The 17,928-nt window shown below is 40.0% G+C and carries 12 protein-coding genes; 4 read left to right on the top strand and 8 right to left on the bottom strand.

Going from position 1 to position 17,928, the window contains the following annotated elements; translation table 11 throughout:
* Positions 1–199 precede the first annotated feature (199 nt).
* Entirely contained in the window at positions 200–787 is a 588-nt protein-coding gene (locus tag J9318_RS05220; RefSeq protein ID WP_210561982.1) for an NADPH-dependent FMN reductase, read from the bottom strand.
* A gap of 71 nt (positions 788–858) precedes the next feature.
* The gene (locus tag J9318_RS05215; protein WP_210561980.1) at positions 859–2,343 is read right to left on the bottom strand and encodes an MFS transporter; all 1,485 of its coding nucleotides are present in this window, start codon (positions 2,341–2,343) and stop codon (positions 859–861) included.
* A gap of 403 nt (positions 2,344–2,746) precedes the next feature.
* On the opposite strand from J9318_RS05215, the gene J9318_RS05210 reads away from it, so the two are divergent.
* Positions 2,747–3,250, top strand: a complete 504-nt coding sequence (locus J9318_RS05210; protein WP_210561978.1) for a hypothetical protein — start codon at positions 2,747–2,749, stop codon at positions 3,248–3,250.
* On the opposite strand, the gene J9318_RS05205 is transcribed toward J9318_RS05210, so the two are convergent.
* From J9318_RS05205 to J9318_RS05180, 6 genes are all read right to left on the bottom strand, one after another.
* On the bottom strand, positions 3,240–3,536 hold the full coding sequence (locus J9318_RS05205; protein WP_210561976.1) for a hypothetical protein: 297 nt from the start codon (positions 3,534–3,536) through the stop codon (positions 3,240–3,242). The two genes, J9318_RS05210 and J9318_RS05205, sit on opposite strands and share 11 nt — an antisense overlap.
* A gap of 109 nt (positions 3,537–3,645) precedes the next feature.
* The gene (locus J9318_RS05200; RefSeq protein WP_210561974.1) at positions 3,646–6,123 is read right to left on the bottom strand and encodes a glycoside hydrolase family 31 protein; all 2,478 of its coding nucleotides are present in this window, start codon (positions 6,121–6,123) and stop codon (positions 3,646–3,648) included.
* Positions 6,124–6,175: 52 nt separating this feature from the next.
* Positions 6,176–6,892, bottom strand: coding sequence for a VC0807 family protein (locus J9318_RS05195; RefSeq protein ID WP_210561972.1), 717 nt, complete (start codon positions 6,890–6,892; stop codon positions 6,176–6,178).
* A 128-nt stretch (positions 6,893–7,020) separates the two neighbouring features.
* Positions 7,021–11,253 carry an alpha-1,6-glucosidase domain-containing protein gene (locus J9318_RS05190; protein WP_210561965.1) on the bottom strand — a complete coding sequence of 1,411 codons (4,233 nt, stop codon included), beginning with the start codon at positions 11,251–11,253 and terminating at the stop codon, positions 7,021–7,023.
* A gap of 156 nt (positions 11,254–11,409) precedes the next feature.
* Complete coding sequence (locus J9318_RS05185; RefSeq protein ID WP_210561963.1) at positions 11,410–13,254, bottom strand: SGNH/GDSL hydrolase family protein; 1,845 nt, start codon at positions 13,252–13,254, stop codon at positions 11,410–11,412.
* Positions 13,255–15,000: an SGNH/GDSL hydrolase family protein gene (locus J9318_RS05180; RefSeq protein ID WP_210561962.1), complete on the bottom strand. Its 1,746-nt coding sequence runs from the start codon at positions 14,998–15,000 to the stop codon at positions 13,255–13,257.
* A gap of 151 nt (positions 15,001–15,151) precedes the next feature.
* Between J9318_RS05180 and J9318_RS05175 the strand changes: the two genes are divergently transcribed.
* From J9318_RS05175 to J9318_RS05165, 3 genes are all read left to right on the top strand, one after another.
* Positions 15,152–16,987, top strand: coding sequence for a carbamoyltransferase family protein (locus J9318_RS05175; protein WP_210561960.1), 1,836 nt, complete (start codon positions 15,152–15,154; stop codon positions 16,985–16,987).
* Between the two features lie 70 nt (positions 16,988–17,057).
* A complete protein-coding gene (locus J9318_RS05170; protein WP_210561958.1) occupies positions 17,058–17,564 on the top strand; it encodes an SxtJ family membrane protein in 507 nt (168 codons plus the stop codon).
* Complete coding sequence (locus J9318_RS05165; protein WP_244731912.1) at positions 17,564–17,716, top strand: DUF5989 family protein; 153 nt, start codon at positions 17,564–17,566, stop codon at positions 17,714–17,716. The genes J9318_RS05170 and J9318_RS05165 overlap by 1 nt, the downstream gene beginning before the upstream one ends.
* Positions 17,717–17,928: the final 212 nt, after the last annotated feature.

Raw genomic sequence — 17,928 nt, 5'->3', positions numbered from 1 at the left:
CATAGTACCTAGCTAAAAAAAGGGTGTAAACTACATTTAGCTAAATTAATCAAGTAGTAGCACCATAGTGCATACGTATTCAAGGCATGAAAAATAGGGAAGAGAATAAGAGTTATATCTAAATGCATTTTATGCACAAAGGACAAGTCGGACAATAGCAAAATGAACTAACTTTGCTATTGCCCAACTTTATGGTTAATTAAACACCATTTGGAAAACGTTTCTCTAGTACAATGTCACTTTTTCGAATCACTTGGAAAGCACTTCCATACTCTAGAAGTAATTTAAGCCCTTCATCTACTCTATTAGCGACAAACTGCTTTTCGCCGATGTAATTTCCATCTTCGTCAATAATAGTATTAACTCGGTCAATAATTGTATTTACAGGAATAAAGTTTAAGTAAGTATTTTTATACACAGTAGAGCGTAGCTCTTGAATTGGGTAACGACCGCCGGTTCCCGCTGAAATAGATACAATAAATGCAGGTTTATGTCTAAATACACCAGTAAATAAAAAGAATAAGTTTTTTAATGCAGGCGGAGCCATTCCATGCCACTCAGGCACTACAAACACAAACGCGTCCGACGCTTCAAGCGAGTCAGCATGAGCAGACAATGTAGTTAAGTCTAAGGACTCGTCCCAAAGAGGCAGTTGCGCTTCTGATAAGTCAAAAATATCAACGGTATTTTTGTTGTTAATCTCTAACAATTGATTTTTTAAATAGCGAGAGGTTTTTGAGCTTGCTGAGTTATTTCTTGTACTACCCGAGATAATTGTAATTTTCATAGTTCGCCTAGTCTTTGTTCTTGTTAATAAAAACCCAGCAAATGCTGGGTTTAATTTACTTAATACTAACCTTAAGCGGACACTTTGTCTTCTAGCACTATAGATTCTTTTTTAGGCTCACTGTCACGAACAAAGAACACTGATATTGCCCCCAAGATCATAGAGACCCCAGCCAAGATAATGATATATATTGCTTCATTTGCAAAAACAGCCCCTAAAATCCAACCACTCACTAAGCCTGAAATGATTTGTGGAGCAGCAATAGTGAAGTTAAATATACCCATATACACACCTGTCTTATCGGCAGGCAATGCACCGGCTAAAATAGCATACGGCATAGCAAGTATTGCAGCCCAAGCAATACCAACACCAATCATCGAAAGTACAATGCCAACCGCGCCTTGTGGCACCGTTACAGAGGTTATGTAAAGATTAACTTCGGTTATTGTTGGGTCAGTAAATAAAATCATGCTGATATAACCTAAACCACCAGCCAGTAATGACATAGAGTACACCAGCTTTCGCCCGAATGTGTTAGCAAGCTTAGTTAAGACAACAGCAAACGCGACAGAAAATAGTGCTTGTGCTGCATATAAAATACCAACCCAGTCCCCTGCTGCACCTTTCGCTTTTGAAATGGACTCTGGAACCGGATTACTCGCTAAATAACCTGGATCGAACCAGTGTATGGCAACTCCCCATGTATTTTGTGTGAGTGCAGCCGGTAGATAAGTCCACATGATAAAAAGTGAAAACCAAGAGAAAAACTGCACAACGGCCAATTGCTTCATTATTTCTGGAGACTCTTTTAATAGCGCCCAAAAACCAGATAGCTTGGCAAACGTTGATAGCTTTTGTTCAGACATATTGTTGCTTTGCTCAACGGTAAGTCCTTTGTATTCATTATATTGTTCAGGCGCATACTCTTTTGTTCTAAATACGGTCCAAAGCACAGAGCCTAATAAAATGGTAGCACCAATATAAAAAGCCCAAACAACAGATGGTGCAACTTCACCGGCTTTTGAAGCATTCTCTAGGCCAATAACATTCGTTAACACAAACGGCAAAATAGATCCTACAACCGCACCAATGTTAATTAATAAGGTTTGGACTGAATAACCCATATTGTGTTGTTCTTTTGGAACCATATCGGAAACCAGAGAACGAAAAGGTTGAAAGGTGACATTAAACGCAGCATCTTTTATAGCGAATATGATCAAACCAAAAATCATCGGCGGTATAAATGCCACTAGTAGCGAAGCGTTTGGCAGTAAAGCCATTGCTAGCGCAGCGACAATAGCACCACCAAAAATGAATGGTAGACGTCGGCCCATTCGGTTCCAAGTTCGATCTGACAGTGCACCAACAATAGGTTGAACCAATAGACCCATAATTGGCGCGGCTAACCAAAAAAGTGAGAGTGAAGAAAGATCGGCGCCGAGGTCGGATAAAATTCGGCTGACATTACCATTTTGCAATGCAAAGCCTATTTGTACTCCAAGAAAGCCAAAGCTGACGTTCCAAACTTGCCAAAAGGAGAGTTTCGGTTGATTCATATTGTTGTCCTGTTGTAAACGCACATGATTATTATTGTTTTTTTTATTTATTATTAATGACTTTAAAATAACGCTTCAGACTATAACGAAGCACAACTGCAAACAAATAAGTACATACGTATTCAAAGTAATAGAAATTGAAACTTGAATGTTAATTCCATGACACATTTAGCTTAAATTTAAAATCGTCGCAGTTACAACATTTTACCTAAAATACATACTTTTTTTATTCTTTTTACTGGCAAAAACTCAATCTACTGCAAAACTTAAAGGTCTTCACTGGATAAATTTTACAACTCTAAGAATTGTTAATCAGCTGTACCAGTTTAAATTAATAAGAATAATTCAGCCCGAATGGCTTAGATATATGCATCTAAAACGGGCAAATAAGAGAGTAGATACCATGATTGCATTATATTTAGCAGCCGGAATGGCTGTCAGTCTTATACTTTATGTATTCCGAGATAAATCGACAGCCGTCACAGTATCCAAAAGTGCCACTGTAATTAAGGCAATATTTTTAACCGCCTTATTCTGGCCATTTGTATTACTGTTTATATTTTTTGAATCATCGCCAGATATCGCCGTCAAAAAATCTAAAGTAAAAGGAAAGGATTTGTTGTTACCAGTTAACATAAACTCTGTTGAAGAACGCGAACTCGTTAGAGACCCAAACAACATTGCACCAGAGTTACCGTTTGGTCGTTTGCATTCGCAGTGGCAAGCACTAAAACAACAAACAGATGACGACAATACGATCTGGTCGTTTAAAACACATGCGCCTGTTAGGCACAATAATGAAATTATTGAGGGTTATGCCCTAGTCGATAAGCATAGAAACATTATTGATTACTTGGTGGTCTCTAAATACAAAGAAAATTACCAAACCAATAAAGTTATTCACTAAATGAGTTTGATGAAACAACCCTTAGATGATTTCGTACAGAGTTGTTTGTCGATTTAGGGTTAATGTTATCGGTAATTTCATTATCCTGTTGAGTACGGTGCCAGATTAATACCGACTCAACTTCTAATGGATGCTTAATGCCTAGGGCCGCCATGTGAGCTTCACCATGAGTACGATAGACCTTTGCGCGGTCTAATTCACCAAACATTTCAGGACCTTTATATCCTGTGTAGTAACCCAACTGGTCATTGACCAATAAAAACTGCCAAGCTTTTTTAACTTGCATAATAAATCCTTGTAACCAAGAGAAGACCAATCCGTTGATCGAGCGAAAAGCGACTATCCGTAAACTAGTATTAAAGATAGTTGCTTTTCAGCTAGCCGCAAGTACCGAATTACTTAATCATTAACGACGCGACCTTATTTGCTTGTTGATGATTCCAATTAAATTTAACAAAAACAATATTATTCTTTTTATCAAAGAAAGCGCCTCTTTGGGCTAGCTTAAATTCCTTAAAATTAGTAAATAATGCTATTTCACTATCGTCAAACATTATATTTATTGGCGTTGTTGGCCAGTGATGAATTCGAATAGATAAATTGCGTTCCTCTGGCATACCAACATAAGCCTTTGCGCTGCCCAATTGACGTTCCATACTAAGAGAGTAACGATTAGCACCATTTTGTTGGTATGCCGCACCGTTAAAAATTAATTTCTCGTATTTTCCCGCTGCGATTGCATTCTCCGACACACCATCATCTTCATAAACTTCGTTAACGGTAGATAGTTTGTTTTTCTCATAATAAACATCGAGGTTTAACGCTTGGCTAGAATATGACTCTGTTGTCATTAAATCATTAACCGTAGGTATGATTGAACCGCCTCTAACAAACACAGGTATATTTTCTAGTGTCACGGGATAATCTATCACTGTTCCACCGTCATATACCGTGTCGGTCCAATAGTCGGTCCACTGACCTTTTGGTAAAGTTACTTTGGTTGACTCTACTCCCGGGTCAGTAATCGCTTTAACTAAAAAAGCGTCACCCCACATAAATTGGTCCGTTATGTTAAAAAACTCCGCACTTACTTCTTCAAAAAACATTGGGCGCATTAACGGCATTCCGGTCATAGAGTTTTGATAAGCCATTGAGTATAAGTAAGGCAATAAGCGATATCTAAGCTTGATATATTTGCCAACAATTTGTTGGGTCGCTTTGTCATGGAAAACCACTTCTGGTGCAATATTATCTTGCGCGTGAGGACGGTAAATAGGTTGAAACACACCATATTGTAACCAACGAGTATACATTTCTGCATCGAAGGTCTCACCACCAGCAAACCCACCTAAATCCGAATGTGTGTAAGCCATTCCTAATAAGCCCATTTGCATTGTAAGCTCTGGCTGTGGTTTTAAGCCTGACCAGGTTCTGGCGACATCTCCAGTCCAAGGAATCATCCCAAAACGCTGTGAGCCAGCATAACCAGCCCTCATTAAAATAAACGGACGAGTATTAGGCGCGACTTCATTCATCGCGTCACGGACTAATTTAGCCCACTGATGGCCATATACGTTATGTATTTCATCGCTCGTTGCCGTAATTCCAGCATCAGATAACGTATGTAACATATCTGATGGATGAACTTCCGGCTCGCCTAAGTCGCCCCAAACGCCATGGACGCCTTGGTGAGCTAAATCTTTATAAATATCTTTAAACCAAATTGCTGCTGGTTCATTAAATACATCTATGAGGCCAGTATTACCAAAATAAAAATCAAACGTCTTTACTTCAGTATTTGAAATGTTTTTGGTCAGAATGTCACTCTCTAGAGCTTCTTGCCAACGGTTACTAGAAGTTAAAATAAATGGTTCTGTAATTAACGTTGTTTTAACGCTCAGTTTAGTTAAATCAGAAATCATTTTGTCTGGATCAGAAAAAGACTTTCGGTCCCAATCTAAGTTGCCCATATGCCCTTTTATATCTTTCCCAAACCAATACAAATCTAAAATAACGGAGTCCACTGGGATTTGTGCTTGGCGGAACCGTTCTACTGTATCAACAACTTGTTCCTGAGTACGATAGCCAAACCTAGATGCATGATTACCAAAAGCCCAACGCGGCGGTAACGGTTGCTTACCCGTTACTTTAACAAATTGATGGATAAGGTCTGGATAAGTATCACCAGCGATAAAGATATAGGCTTGTCGACCACCAACGGCTTCAAACTGCAAAATATCTTTCTCAGATTTACCAAGATCAATAAATCCCTTAGCTGGGTTGTCGTATAAAATAATGTATTTTTTAGTAGACATGACCGCAGGAATACTGAAATTCATCTGTTCAGAATAGGTTTCATAACCATAATGAGCGCGATTGTATAAAGGTAACTTGTGTCCACGTCTATTCATACCTAGGACGCGTTCACCTGTACCCATTAAAGCTTCATCTTCATCTAACTTAAATCGAAAACCTTGTAAGCTATGTGTAGCAAAAAAACCGGCCTCTTCGGCCAAAATAATTTGATCATTTTTGATAAATGACAGTTGAAGCGTTGCCTTATCAATTTTTACTGCCAACTTTTTAGTGGCGAAAGTCAGTGATGTTTTACTGTTGATAACTTTTATTGCAGGACGAAATTGCTGTTCAGGATCTTTAGCAAAACTAGGAAAGTCCTCGCGCACTAACGCACTACCTAATGGTCTTACCTCAAACGCAAGATCATGCAAGGCGGTAATTTCTAACATACCTTGCTCATGCTGTACTAATAATGATTGGTCTTTTAAGCTATGGCTAATATACGAATCTGCGAAACTGTTATTTGAATAACACAACAGAACAACTAACCAACTAAAAAAAATACCCGCTCTCATTTTACCTATCCCTTTGAATACATTAGCGCTAGCATTATGGCGCAGCCACTAACTACTCTTGTTGTAATACTTGTTCGAACTTCAATCCAGTTAAGCGGGTAATCGTTTTTACAACGTAAACCATGATACCTATCAACATAATCAATGATGGTATTGCAATAACTGGATAACTAATTAATGTCATTTCGCCTAACTGCTCATTAAACTCTACCGTACCGGCGTTACTCGTCACTATAATTTTAGCGAGTATGTAATTTGCCGATGCTGAAAATACAAAAGTAGAAGCTAACAAGTGATTAGCGCGATTGATTTTTGCCTTAAAAACCGAGGTATTATTCTTCTCTGCCAAGGCGTCATATATAACGTTTAGATTAAATAACGTTGGGTTTAACATCAGTTTCGCCAATAGCGGCTTACCACTAAAGCCCGAAACTAAAACAACCAAACCTATAATGGCAGGAATCGCCGCTTCTTTTATCGCGAGCCATTCAGCGTCTAATTCAAATAAACCGATGCCTCCCGTCAATAACGTGCTTAAAAAACCAAGCAACGATATAAAGTTAAACGTTCGGGTAGTAACAAAGTCATAAATGCCGTAAACAACGGGAAATGCAAGCGCCACTAATAAACCAGGAACTATCCCTAAGTACTCTTCACCTGATAACTTCATCAGGATCAGTGAGGGTATAATAATATTAAAAATAAGCTCCAAAAACGTGTTGTTTTTTGGCTTGGCAGGACGTTGCTGTGATGTCGAATTGTCAGTCATATTACTACTTATTACTAATCTTCATTTAAATATAAGCTAGATATTACCCCAGCGAATTAATAAGTGCGAGCGCTAACAAAAGCGGCTAAATAGCCGCTTTATAAATGACTTGTTTAAACGTCAACCTGTTAGTTACTGCATTGCTCAATTAGCAATGTTCCAACGCCTTGTCCTTGCGTCGGATTCGACTCATTTAGCGTGAGTTTGAAACTGTAAACTCCAGCAGCCAAAGTGGTACTGTTGTTATCAGTTCCAGCATTGCCATAAGCGACGTCATAGCTCGTCCCAACAACTAAATTGCTCGTGTTAATGCTACCATCGTTATTTTGTACCCAAAGCTGAGTACTCCAATTACCGTCGCTAGAGGCCAGTTTGAAGGCCATTGCGCCATCAAAATTTGCCACCGCTTGATACACATTATTGCCCTTATACTTTAACTGGTAGTCACTAACCGCGTTCCAAGCAGAGTGATCGCCTTTAACATAAAGGTAGCCATCGCCCGCAACGTCAAACGGGCCTTGTGTTTCCGCATTTTGCAATGCACATGCATTATCAAACTCAATAGACAGAACAGGCGTACTCGACTCAACGTTTAATGACACAGAATAAGCACCAGACTGAGTAACCGTGACAGCAAAACTATCGGTATTACCAGCCACAATAGTTTCTGAATTGGCGCCTATGCTTACATCTGCAAAAGCAATGTTCTCTATGCTTAATGTGGCATCACCAAGGTTAAACTCGTAGGTGCCAGGCTCCAGTGTTACTGAGCCTGAGTATGTCCCTCGTTGGTCATATTCTAATGCGGTAAATTCAATCTCGTTTAAGCCTTCAATCCCAATCACAGTCTCATTATACGGCGACGCGACTCGATCCGGATCCGTTGCTAACCCTTCACCTTGCGCGCCGGTTTGTGGTTTAACAAACACCGCAACCGTATGGCCAGGTACCGTGAATGTGCCATTAGTGGCATCTTCGCTAAAGCTCGCGGTTTTTACTATCAAATCGGCTGAAGCTAACTGTTCATCATGTAAAACAAAACCACTCGCCGACTTAACGTCTAAATCTTGAGTTACAGCCGTACCGTTAATTACCACAACGATCGCATCAAAATTACTATCTAAATCGGTAAGACCAATACCATCATCAATGCTCATTACAATAACGCCAGCCGTTTGTGTGCTACCCGTATTATGAAAACCAACGCGGTTAATGACATCTTGCTCTGTTGTTAAGCTAAATAACGGACTGCCAGTGCGAATTTTCAAAAACTCTTTGAATACCGCGCTTGACTGCTGAATATCAGTCATTGCTACTTGTGCATTTGGATTTGAGCTTAAGGCAACATTGTACTGACCGTCGCGTTCAATTGGTAAACCAACATTCCAGTTGTTTGAATTGTTTGTATAGTCGACGTAGTTAAACCAATCACCTGCATCATAGGTATTTCGATCCATTGATTTTGAACGAATTTTATCAACGCCCAATTGGAAAAATGGAATACCTTGGCTCATTAATGGAATCGCAGCAGATAACATGTGCACACGAGCTCTCGTTGCTGCAGTAGTGCTATCGTCAAAGTTATATTGTAAATAATCATATAACGTTTCGTTATCATGCTTTGATACATAATTGATGATATCAGCAGGGTCTAAACCATAAGATGACTTATCAAAATTAATGCCTTTTTTAACCACCCCTGATTTATCTTCCAGTTCGAAGTTTTGTAAGGTGCCGGCTAAACCTAAACGAATATGATCCGATTTATTTAAGTCTGGTGATGTAATTGATAACGCTTGCTCTCGAATAGAGTCTCGAGGACGATCGTTAAAAGTACCAATTTGTGTGTCGGCTAGATTATATTGAGTTGCTTGTTTAAATAGGCGGTCGTTCGCTACTTCACCTAGATTCCAACCTTCCCCATAAAAGTAAGTATCGGCGTCAATAGCAGCAACTGCGGCACGGCCGTCTAAAAGTAACTGAGCGGGCAAGTGTCCCATCACATCAAAACGAAAGCCATCCATACCGTAATGTTGTGCCCAATGTACAAGCGAATCAACCACAAACTTACTCATCATTTTGTGTTCGGTGGCTACGTTATCGCAACATGTGGAGTTCTCTATAATGCCAGTCACTTCGTTATATCTGTGATAATACCCTGGAACTAATTTATCAAATACCGAATTGTCATAAATACCCGATGCGCTGGTATGGTTATAAACAACATCTAAAATTACTCTTAAACCAGTTTCATGAAGCGCCAATACCATGCCACGAAATTCTTTTATACGAGCTACGCCCTCTGGAGTAGACGCATAACTGCCTTCCACTGTATTAAAATGATGAGGATCATAGCCCCAGTTAAATCCATCAAAACCACGGAAGCTTTCTACCAGTTTCTTTGCGTCGTCTGTGTCTGCAGAATAACTCTCTAGAACAGATAATAAGGTATCGGAATTTGATTCCACTCCACACACTGGCGCTGCACTATTTCTTGCACATAATTCGCCAACTGTATTTTGTAAATCAATTCGTTTAGAAACATCCTCTTCTATTGTGGCGATATCGTTCGCTGGCAACATATGGAAATGGGTGACACCAGCGTTACTCATTTCGCTCAGGTAAGTCATTGCACCTGACCCGGTTTCAGTAAATGCATTGTATTTACCACGATTACTTACAGACGTATTTTCATCACGAATACTAAAGTCGCGAATATGTGCTTCTAACAGCACAGCCTGCTCCGGTTGCTCAATGGTAGGGACTGCATGACCTTGCCAACCAGCAGGATACAAATCGGCGTCTGTCATATTTACAAATTGAGAATAACGTCCATTAGTCGAAGTGTTAACTGAATAAGGATCAGTCACCCACAGGTCTTCTACTTTTTTAGTTAACGGATGATATACCTGAATAGCAAATCGATAATATAAGCGGTCGTAGTTCATCGAGCTGTCGGTTTCAAAATGCCACACACCCGTCGCTTTATTTTCTATCATGTCATGAGTTGCGACTAACTCTTTAGCCGCGTTAAACACTTTTAATTGCAAACTCTGAGCACTTGGCGCCCAAGCATCTAGTTCTATATTGCCATTGGTGTTATAAAACAGTCCTAAACGTTGCTCGTCTGCATCGTTTGCATCACTTGTGTATATATCGTCAAAGGCTTTTGCTTTTTGAACGTATGTTGCTGTTTCTGGTTCACCGTTACCATCGAGTGATGTTAGTACTAACTGACTCTTAACTAGCTGTTCTTGTTGTGCAGCTGTTGCTTCAAACTGATACGCTTGCCAGCTCACTAAGTGTGGGGCTACTTCTTTTAATGAATTAGGAAATTCAACTTTAGTTAACTCTAAACTATTGTCTGTTGTGAAGTTATCGTCCAAATCACCATTTAATGACCACAATAACTTTGCATTATCGCTGGTTCCATTCCAAACAATAGTATTCTTGTTTAGCCAGTGTGCTGACGCATCTTTAATTTGAAACGGCGGTACTAAACTAACATCTGCAGGATCAGTAAATACACCCACATCGGAAACTACAAATACCCATCTATCACCGTTTAGAGACAGCTGCTGATCTGAGTCTGGGTCTTTCAAGTCCCCTTTATGAACAATAAAATTAGCGCAAGAGGCTTGGTCTTTAGTATCAAACAGCCAGTAAACACCATAGTTCTCATCGGTATCTGTCGGCGCCAATCCTGCAGTCCATTCAGTTCCGGTGCCAGTTGATGCACCAGGATCTTCAAATTGCGCATAAGCATTACACGTCTCGTTATTCCAAGCATGCAAAACAAAGCCAGTATAGTCGCCGTCAGCACGGTAATAATAAACAACACCTTGTGACTCACTAGGTTTTACGGCAGGCTGAGGATAAGAAACGGCGGCCTCGGTAATCGTAACCGCAATCACTAGATCTGTCGATTTAGCTGGCGAACCATTATCTGTGGCCGTAATGGTAATGGTGTAACCCGCAGAGTTACTTGCTATTAAGTTATCTTGATTATCAACCGTAACAGCACCTGTTGCAGGGTTGATAGTAAACGCTGACTTCGGGTCTAGCAAAGAGTAAGTAATAGTGTTGCTTTCGGCGTCAGTCGCATACGCTGTGTAAATAAGCGTACCGTTAGCCGTTGCCTCTTCTACACTCAGTGTTGCTGAAGATGTAAAAGTAGGCGCGGTATTTTCCGCTTCGGTCTCAGGAGTGATACAGGCGTTTTTTGCTTCGTTTAATACTTTTGGTGCTGCGCACTGAAGTGGCTTAACGCCATCATCTCCGCCACCGCCACCACAGGCGGTTAAAGCAACGGACATTGCTGATAATAACAAGGTCCGACTAAACCATGACTTATTTAACATAGTGTATTCCTGTTGATAGATTCTTATTTTTTATTGTATTTATAGGTATTTTTATTGCCCTACTATAAAAAGAACCGTGACAAGTATCTGTTGAATACGTATGTAAATGAACGCCTTTGAGATGAATGGCGTGTTCTGTTGATTCAAGATGTATATTTAGTTTTGTTGGTTACGTAAAGCCTTTCGCAACTCCGGTAAGTTTTGCTTCACCACACTGTTATTTGGCTCTAACTTTTGCACCGATAATAACCACTGCTCTGCCTGCTTGTAGTCGTTAATTTCAGCACTGGCATGCGCCAATGCAAGTTGTGCATTAATATAATTAGGCTTATGACGCAGCGCACGTTTTAAGTAACGGAAAGATTGCTCCGCTTGTTTAGTATAAATCAACATTGAACCTGCTTGATAAGCAAACTCGGGATTATTTGGTATTGCATCAGAGATAAGCTTCGCTGCTTTAACCATGCTTTTACTATCACCCTTTTTCTCAGCTTGTTTTAGTGAGCTTTGTGCAACATCAAGCCACGATATTTTTTGTTGATGAAGCTTAAGGCCCAGTCGTTCTTGCTCATTTCTAACGGGCGGTAACACCGAGATTTGAGGCTCTGCACTAAATGGATAATCAGCCTTTAAACCCGCTATTATTGCGTGTCCTTTGTAAACTTCCGCATCAAAAATAGGTAAGTCTTGAATAGCGTTAAAACGAGCAACCTTATTCGGGGCTTTTGGCAAAGACTCAGACGCGATCAATTGGTTATAAAAGGCATCTGAAATCTCAAAATAGCCTTTTATTGTTGGGTGTAAATGCTCCAACATCAAAGCTTGGCCAATGATGCCATTTTTAGCGACGGCTGATAATTGCGCTTCAGCATCCACCAAAGTGACATTAGTATCTAGCGCCAACTGACGGATAATTTGATTTATTTCCATCGGCGCGCGAAACCTTAATAAATCATGCTGTCTGGCATTTTCAAAGGCCACTTTTGCTTTCGCATGATCACCTAGATACTGGTATCTTTTTCCAAGTTTAAAATACGCATTAGCACTACTTTTTTGAACTTCGATTTGTCGTTCTAAAATAGCCTGTTCTATAGTCGACCAGGACTCTACCGGACGTTGCAATATCGTATGATATTCTTTGGATAATAAATCAGATTCAAACGGGGGCTGATCGGATAAATTACTTGCTATTGTGCTCAAAAAAACTGGAATACCTGCTTTTTTATATTTAGCCAATAACAAAGTCATATTTTGCTTAAATTGGTCAATTCCTGCTGTAAATAGTGGATGATTAATATCAATATTTTTATGTTTCGCCACTTTTGCCATAACGGTTCTTGATTGACGTTCTTCTGTTGCGCCAATGGCTTGTGTGTCCAGTTTGATACTGTCATAGGCTAATTGCATGAGCTGAAACAAACGTAGGTTTTTCAGCTTTAAAAATAGTAAATTCGCACTTCTAGAATTGTACGTTGAATACGTAGAGCCAACGCCCATTATGCCTAGAAATTCGTTATGACCTGCATATATCACAATCGCATCTGGCGCTTGAGCAATAATCTCGTCGGCAAAATCTAATAAGGTGTAGCTGTTAACGGCCGACAAAGCGGTGTTTATCACTTCAACTTCTTTGTTTGGATAAGTTTGTTTAAGTCGATAATCCAACATTCCCGCGATTGATGCACCAAATCCATATGGAAAGCCGGCTGCGGTGGAGCCACCCTGTACAAATATTCTTAAGCCGTTTTCAGGTTTTTGCTTCAAAAAAAAGTTAGTTTCTATTGTGACATTTGGACCATTTTCTGGCTTTGAAAAGTACCGATTCACTACATCCGGCTTTGGCAATAAATACTCAGGGGCTTGCGGATTTTGAATAAATAACGGCGTGGATTGTCCAAAACCCACGATCCGCAAAGTAAGTTCAAGTGCGCCTAAAATTAAAAAGGGAAGCAAAAGAGTAATAATTCTAAACGCCCATAGTTTTGACTTACTTGCTTGCATTTAACGCTCCGGTAGTTCTTTAAATTTGCTAAACGCTTCTTTAGCTGTGCTAACTTTATCAATAAAAAACGTCACTCTCGGTAAATCCTGAGTGTTTTGTTTTACGTTGTGCAACAACAACAAGCTTTCATCAAAACGATTCGCTAAAAATAAATCAAAAGCTAAATTCATTTGGTATTTTTCTGAGTCAGGATCGAGTCGTAATGACTGACGCTGATGATACAATGCCAAATTCAATTGGTTAGCTTTCCGAAATAAGTTCGCAGCTGTGTTGTGACTTTCAGCCGAGGCGACTAATGCGTCGGCAATAATTCCTGCGACCAACGCAGCTTGTTTTAAGTTATTGGCTTGAAGATAAAATTTGAGTAAGTCTTGTTGCAACAACAACCAATTTTCACCCTTTAATCTGCGCAATAACAATTGGTCAAAAGCGGTTTCCACTGCTATTTTTGGCAAGATTTTTGGGGTGTCAGTAAAGGGAAAACCATTCATCAGGTTTTGCATTTTTAAAACAGCATACCGTTCATTAAGCTCACTAATCGGCGACCATTCTTTAGCGTTATTGGTTTCAAGGTTAGCTACCCAAGGTATTTCACTTGTTACTAACGACTCAAAAAATGCATCGGCGAGTAAAAAGTATCCCAGCTTGGTCGGGTGAACATGCTCTAATAATAAACTGTGGTCAAGAATACCTTGTGGCGCTGCCTCTCTAAATTTAGTCTCTACATCCACCAGCGTGGCATCATACTCTTTAGCTTTTGCTTTAATAATGTCATTAAACTCCGACGGCGCTCGAAATCTAAGCTCATCGAGATCTTTAGCAAGGATAAAAGACTGCTTTGCCTGTTCATACTCTTTAGCTTCAAAGAGCCCAAGTGCATGCTGATAGGCTTGGTTCATACCTGAAAACGGAATTAAATCTTTCTCAATGCTCACTAAGTTACCAATGTAAACTGGCACACCTTCCTGTTTGTATTTTGATAGTAATAGGTCTAAATTGCCGGAGAACTGATGGATGCCTTGTTGATAAACGGCACTGTCCATTGGAATATTCTGTCCTTTAGCTGCACTGGCCATAACCGTTCTGTTCGCTTGGTCCGATGGAACTGCATCTACCTTAAAATGCTGATAGCTAGCTTCTAAAAACTTGAATAACCGCAGTGACTTTAACTTCAAATACATCAGTGTTGTGCCGTAACTACTTTGCGCTCCCATAACAGAGCCAGCGCCTAGCACACCTAAATATTCATTATGGCCTGCATAAACGAGTACAAGGTCTGGCTCAAGTTGGAGTATTTCATCTTGTATATCCACGAGTGTGAACGTATTCACCGCCGCCATCGCTGTGTTAATTATTTCAATGTTTTTGTCTGGATAGGCGAGTTTAAAGCGCTGCTGCAACATGCCTTGTAAAGAGCCAAATCGACCAAACGGAAAACCAGCGGCCGACGAGCCTCCTTGAATAACAATTCGAAAGGTATCTTTGGCTTTTTGCGCTTTAAAATACACGGTGTCTGGACTGACTTTAGGCGCCAGTTCTGGAACAGAGAAATAACGTTCAATTAAGCGTGGGTTTGGTTGTAAATACCCTGACAATTGCGGAACTGGAATAAACGCGGCCTGTTTTTCGCCGTAATTTAATACTCGAAGCAATGATTCCAAGCCAACTAAAACCACAATAGGGATTAAAATCGCAATTAAATAAAAGAGCGGTTTCGTTGATTTAACGGCCTTGTTTGAATTCACTAAAAACACTCGTTTGTTAAGGTGAGAAAAATACCAGAATTAACCTGTAACGTTATCCAATTGACACTATTCTCGCAAGCCTAAAATGCTATATACTGCTTAAAAATGTCACGATTTAATAAGATGACTTATAAAGGAATTTTGGGGTTAGATGAGTAAACGTATTTTAGGAATCTCTGCGTATTATCACGACAGCGCAGCCGCACTGATTGTAGATGGTAAAATTGTCGCTGCAGCTCAAGAAGAGCGCTTTACTAGACTTAAGCATGACCCTAGTTTTCCAGCACAAGCCATTGATTACTGTCTAACAGAAGGCAATTTAAAACTTGCCGATATTGATGCCATTATCTTTTATGACAAACCATTACTTAAATTTGAGCGTTTACTAGAAACATATCTTGCGAATGCGCCTCGCGGTATCAGATCTTTTATTAGAGCGATGCCTATTTGGTTAAAAGAAAAGCTCTATCTAAAAACCGTATTAAGGCGTGAATTTCGACAACTCGCGGGCCTAGATAAAAAAGCCAAAATACCTCAACTCCTTTTTTCAGAACATCACTTATCTCATGCAGGCTCTGCCTATTTCCCATCGCTATATGAGGAAGCCGCTGTGCTTTGTCTTGATGGCGTTGGAGAGTGGGCAACGTCCACTGCTTGGAAAGGAAAGGGAAATCAATTAACGCCGTTATGGGAAATTCAATTTCCACATTCGTTAGGCTTACTTTATTCCGCGTTTACCTATTACTGCGGATTTAAAGTAAATTCTGGTGAATATAAGTTAATGGGTTTAGCACCATACGGAGAGCCTAAGTACGTTGACGTCATATTAGAAAAGCTTGTCACCCTGCACGATGACGGTAGCTTTCACTTAAATATGAGCTATTTTGACTTCGCCGTTGGTAGCACTATGACCAATAGTAAGTTTGATGACTTATTTGGCGGACCTCGCCAACCTGATGATGCAGAAGTGACGCAAAAACAAATGGACTTAGCACGCTCTATTCAGGTGGTCACAGAAGAAATTGTGCTAAAAATTGTACATCATTTATACACCTTGGCGCCAAGTGACAACCTCTGTTTAGCGGGTGGCGTGGCTTTAAACTGTGTATCTAATGGTCGTTTGTTACGTGAAGGTCCTTACCAAAACATTTGGATTCAACCAGCGGCGGGTGATGCAGGTGGCGCACTCGGCGCAGCCTTAGTGGCTTATCATCATTACTTTGACGGCAAAAGAACCGTCAAACAAAACCAAGATAGTCAACAAGGTAGCTATTTGGGCCCTGAATATAGCAATGATGAAATACTCAGTGCCGTCAAAGAAAAAGGCTTAACGGCTCATGTCCAAGAGGATTTATACCCTTTTACCGCCGACTTATTAGAACAGGGTAATGTTGTGGGATGGTTTCAGGGTCGTATGGAGTTTGGACCAAGAGCCCTTGGTAACCGAAGCATTATTGGCGATCCCCGCAATACCAAAATGCAAAGCACCATGAACCTAAAAATCAAATACCGCGAGTCATTTAGGCCTTTTGCTCCTGCTGTATTAGCCGAAGACGTCAGTGACTACTTTGAGCACAAATGCGCAAGCCCATATATGTTACTAGTAGCCAATGTTAAAAAAGCGCTTCGACTACAAACGGACGAGTCCTTGTTTGGAATTGATAAGTTATTACAGCAACGTTCTACTTTGCCCGCTATTACCCATGTTGATTATTCAGCGCGAATTCAAACGGTGCACGCTGACTCTAACCCTGAATTTCATGCGCTCATTTCTGCTTTTAAAGAAAAAACAGATTGTGCTGTGGTAGTAAATACGAGTTTTAATGTGCGCGGCGAGCCGCCCGTTTGTTCCCCTGCTGACGCTATTCGCTGCTTTTTAGCCACGGAAATGGATTACTTAGTCATGAATAATGTTGTGCTTAAAAAAGCCGAGCAGCCAGAGTTCGCCATTGCTTTGGCAAAACAAACCAAATTTGACAGAGACTAGACCTGAAAGATATCTAGCCTTAAAGGAACTCGAAGGAACTTTAAAAGCGAGTCACAACTAAATTATGAAAATGAATAAACTTAACTTAAAACAACACAAGAATAAGCCTACAGAAACCGAACTTAAAGAGTTTGCCTTAACCATTAGTTGGGCATTTCCACTGTTTTTTTCCGTGATATTACCTTGGTTATTTAATTATGCATGGCAGCTTTGGCCTTTGGCTATCAGCTTAGTATTAATGAGCTTATATTTGGTGAAGCCAGCGTGGTTATGGCTACCGCATCGTATTTGGATGACTATTGCAGGAGCTATTGGCTGGTTTAATACTCGGGTTATTTTAGGACTATGCTTTTATCTTTTAGTTGCGCCTATTGGCTTTACTTTAAGACTGTTTGGCAAGCTTCAGTACCAAACTAAAATCAGCCAACGTTCAACTAGCTACACTTCTATTAGCAAAAGCGCAGCTAGTAAAAACTCAATTAAAAGCAGTGACGAAAAATCAAATCAGAACGCCCCTTCTAATTACGTAAAGGTTGAGGCAAAATCAGATAAAAAGAACCTGGAGTATCCTTTTTAATGTTGGAATTTATGTCAGATTTATGGGCGTTTTTACGCGTTCGTAAAAAGATTTGGTTGTTGCCTATTATCGTCATTCTAAGTTTATTAGGCGGCCTTGTTGTTGCGACTCAACAAAGTGCATTAGCAACCTTCATATACACGCTGTTTTAGGTACTGCTAACCTAGATGATCGTGAATGAGACGATGCTTGAGTTTAATGATGCTTGAGTTGAATGACGCTTGAGTTAAATGACGCCAACGATACTAATATAAGCCTATGAATAAACCCATGGGCTTTTTTATTGCCTGCTGTTCGGTTTTATATCCTGTTACCGTTGAGGGAATACCCCTACATAATACAATATTCGAACAATAAAAAACCC

This window comes from Psychrosphaera aestuarii (assembly GCF_017948405.1).
GTDB lineage: Bacteria > Pseudomonadota > Gammaproteobacteria > Enterobacterales > Alteromonadaceae > Psychrosphaera > Psychrosphaera aestuarii.
Note: the sequence above shows the minus strand (reverse complement) of the source record. Positions and strands in the feature narration are given on the sequence as shown.

Excerpts from the sequence above, each read along its gene's own strand:
- J9318_RS05220 (WP_210561982.1), bottom strand. The coding sequence starts at position 787 with ATGAAAATTACAATTATCTCGGGTAGTACAAGAAATAACTCAGCAAGC.
- J9318_RS05215 (WP_210561980.1), bottom strand. The coding sequence starts at position 2,343 with ATGAATCAACCGAAACTCTCCTTTTGGCAAGTTTGGAACGTCAGCTTT.
- J9318_RS05210 (WP_210561978.1), top strand. The coding sequence starts at position 2,747 with ATGATTGCATTATATTTAGCAGCCGGAATGGCTGTCAGTCTTATACTT.
- J9318_RS05205 (WP_210561976.1), bottom strand. The coding sequence starts at position 3,536 with ATGCAAGTTAAAAAAGCTTGGCAGTTTTTATTGGTCAATGACCAGTTG.
- J9318_RS05200 (WP_210561974.1), bottom strand. The coding sequence starts at position 6,123 with ATGAGAGCGGGTATTTTTTTTAGTTGGTTAGTTGTTCTGTTGTGTTAT.
- J9318_RS05195 (WP_210561972.1), bottom strand. The coding sequence starts at position 6,892 with ATGACTGACAATTCGACATCACAGCAACGTCCTGCCAAGCCAAAAAAC.
- J9318_RS05190 (WP_210561965.1), bottom strand. The coding sequence starts at position 11,253 with ATGTTAAATAAGTCATGGTTTAGTCGGACCTTGTTATTATCAGCAATG.
- J9318_RS05185 (WP_210561963.1), bottom strand. The coding sequence starts at position 13,254 with ATGCAAGCAAGTAAGTCAAAACTATGGGCGTTTAGAATTATTACTCTT.
- J9318_RS05175 (WP_210561960.1), top strand. The coding sequence starts at position 15,152 with ATGAGTAAACGTATTTTAGGAATCTCTGCGTATTATCACGACAGCGCA.
- J9318_RS05170 (WP_210561958.1), top strand. The coding sequence starts at position 17,058 with ATGAATAAACTTAACTTAAAACAACACAAGAATAAGCCTACAGAAACC.
- J9318_RS05165 (WP_244731912.1), top strand. The coding sequence starts at position 17,564 with ATGTTGGAATTTATGTCAGATTTATGGGCGTTTTTACGCGTTCGTAAA.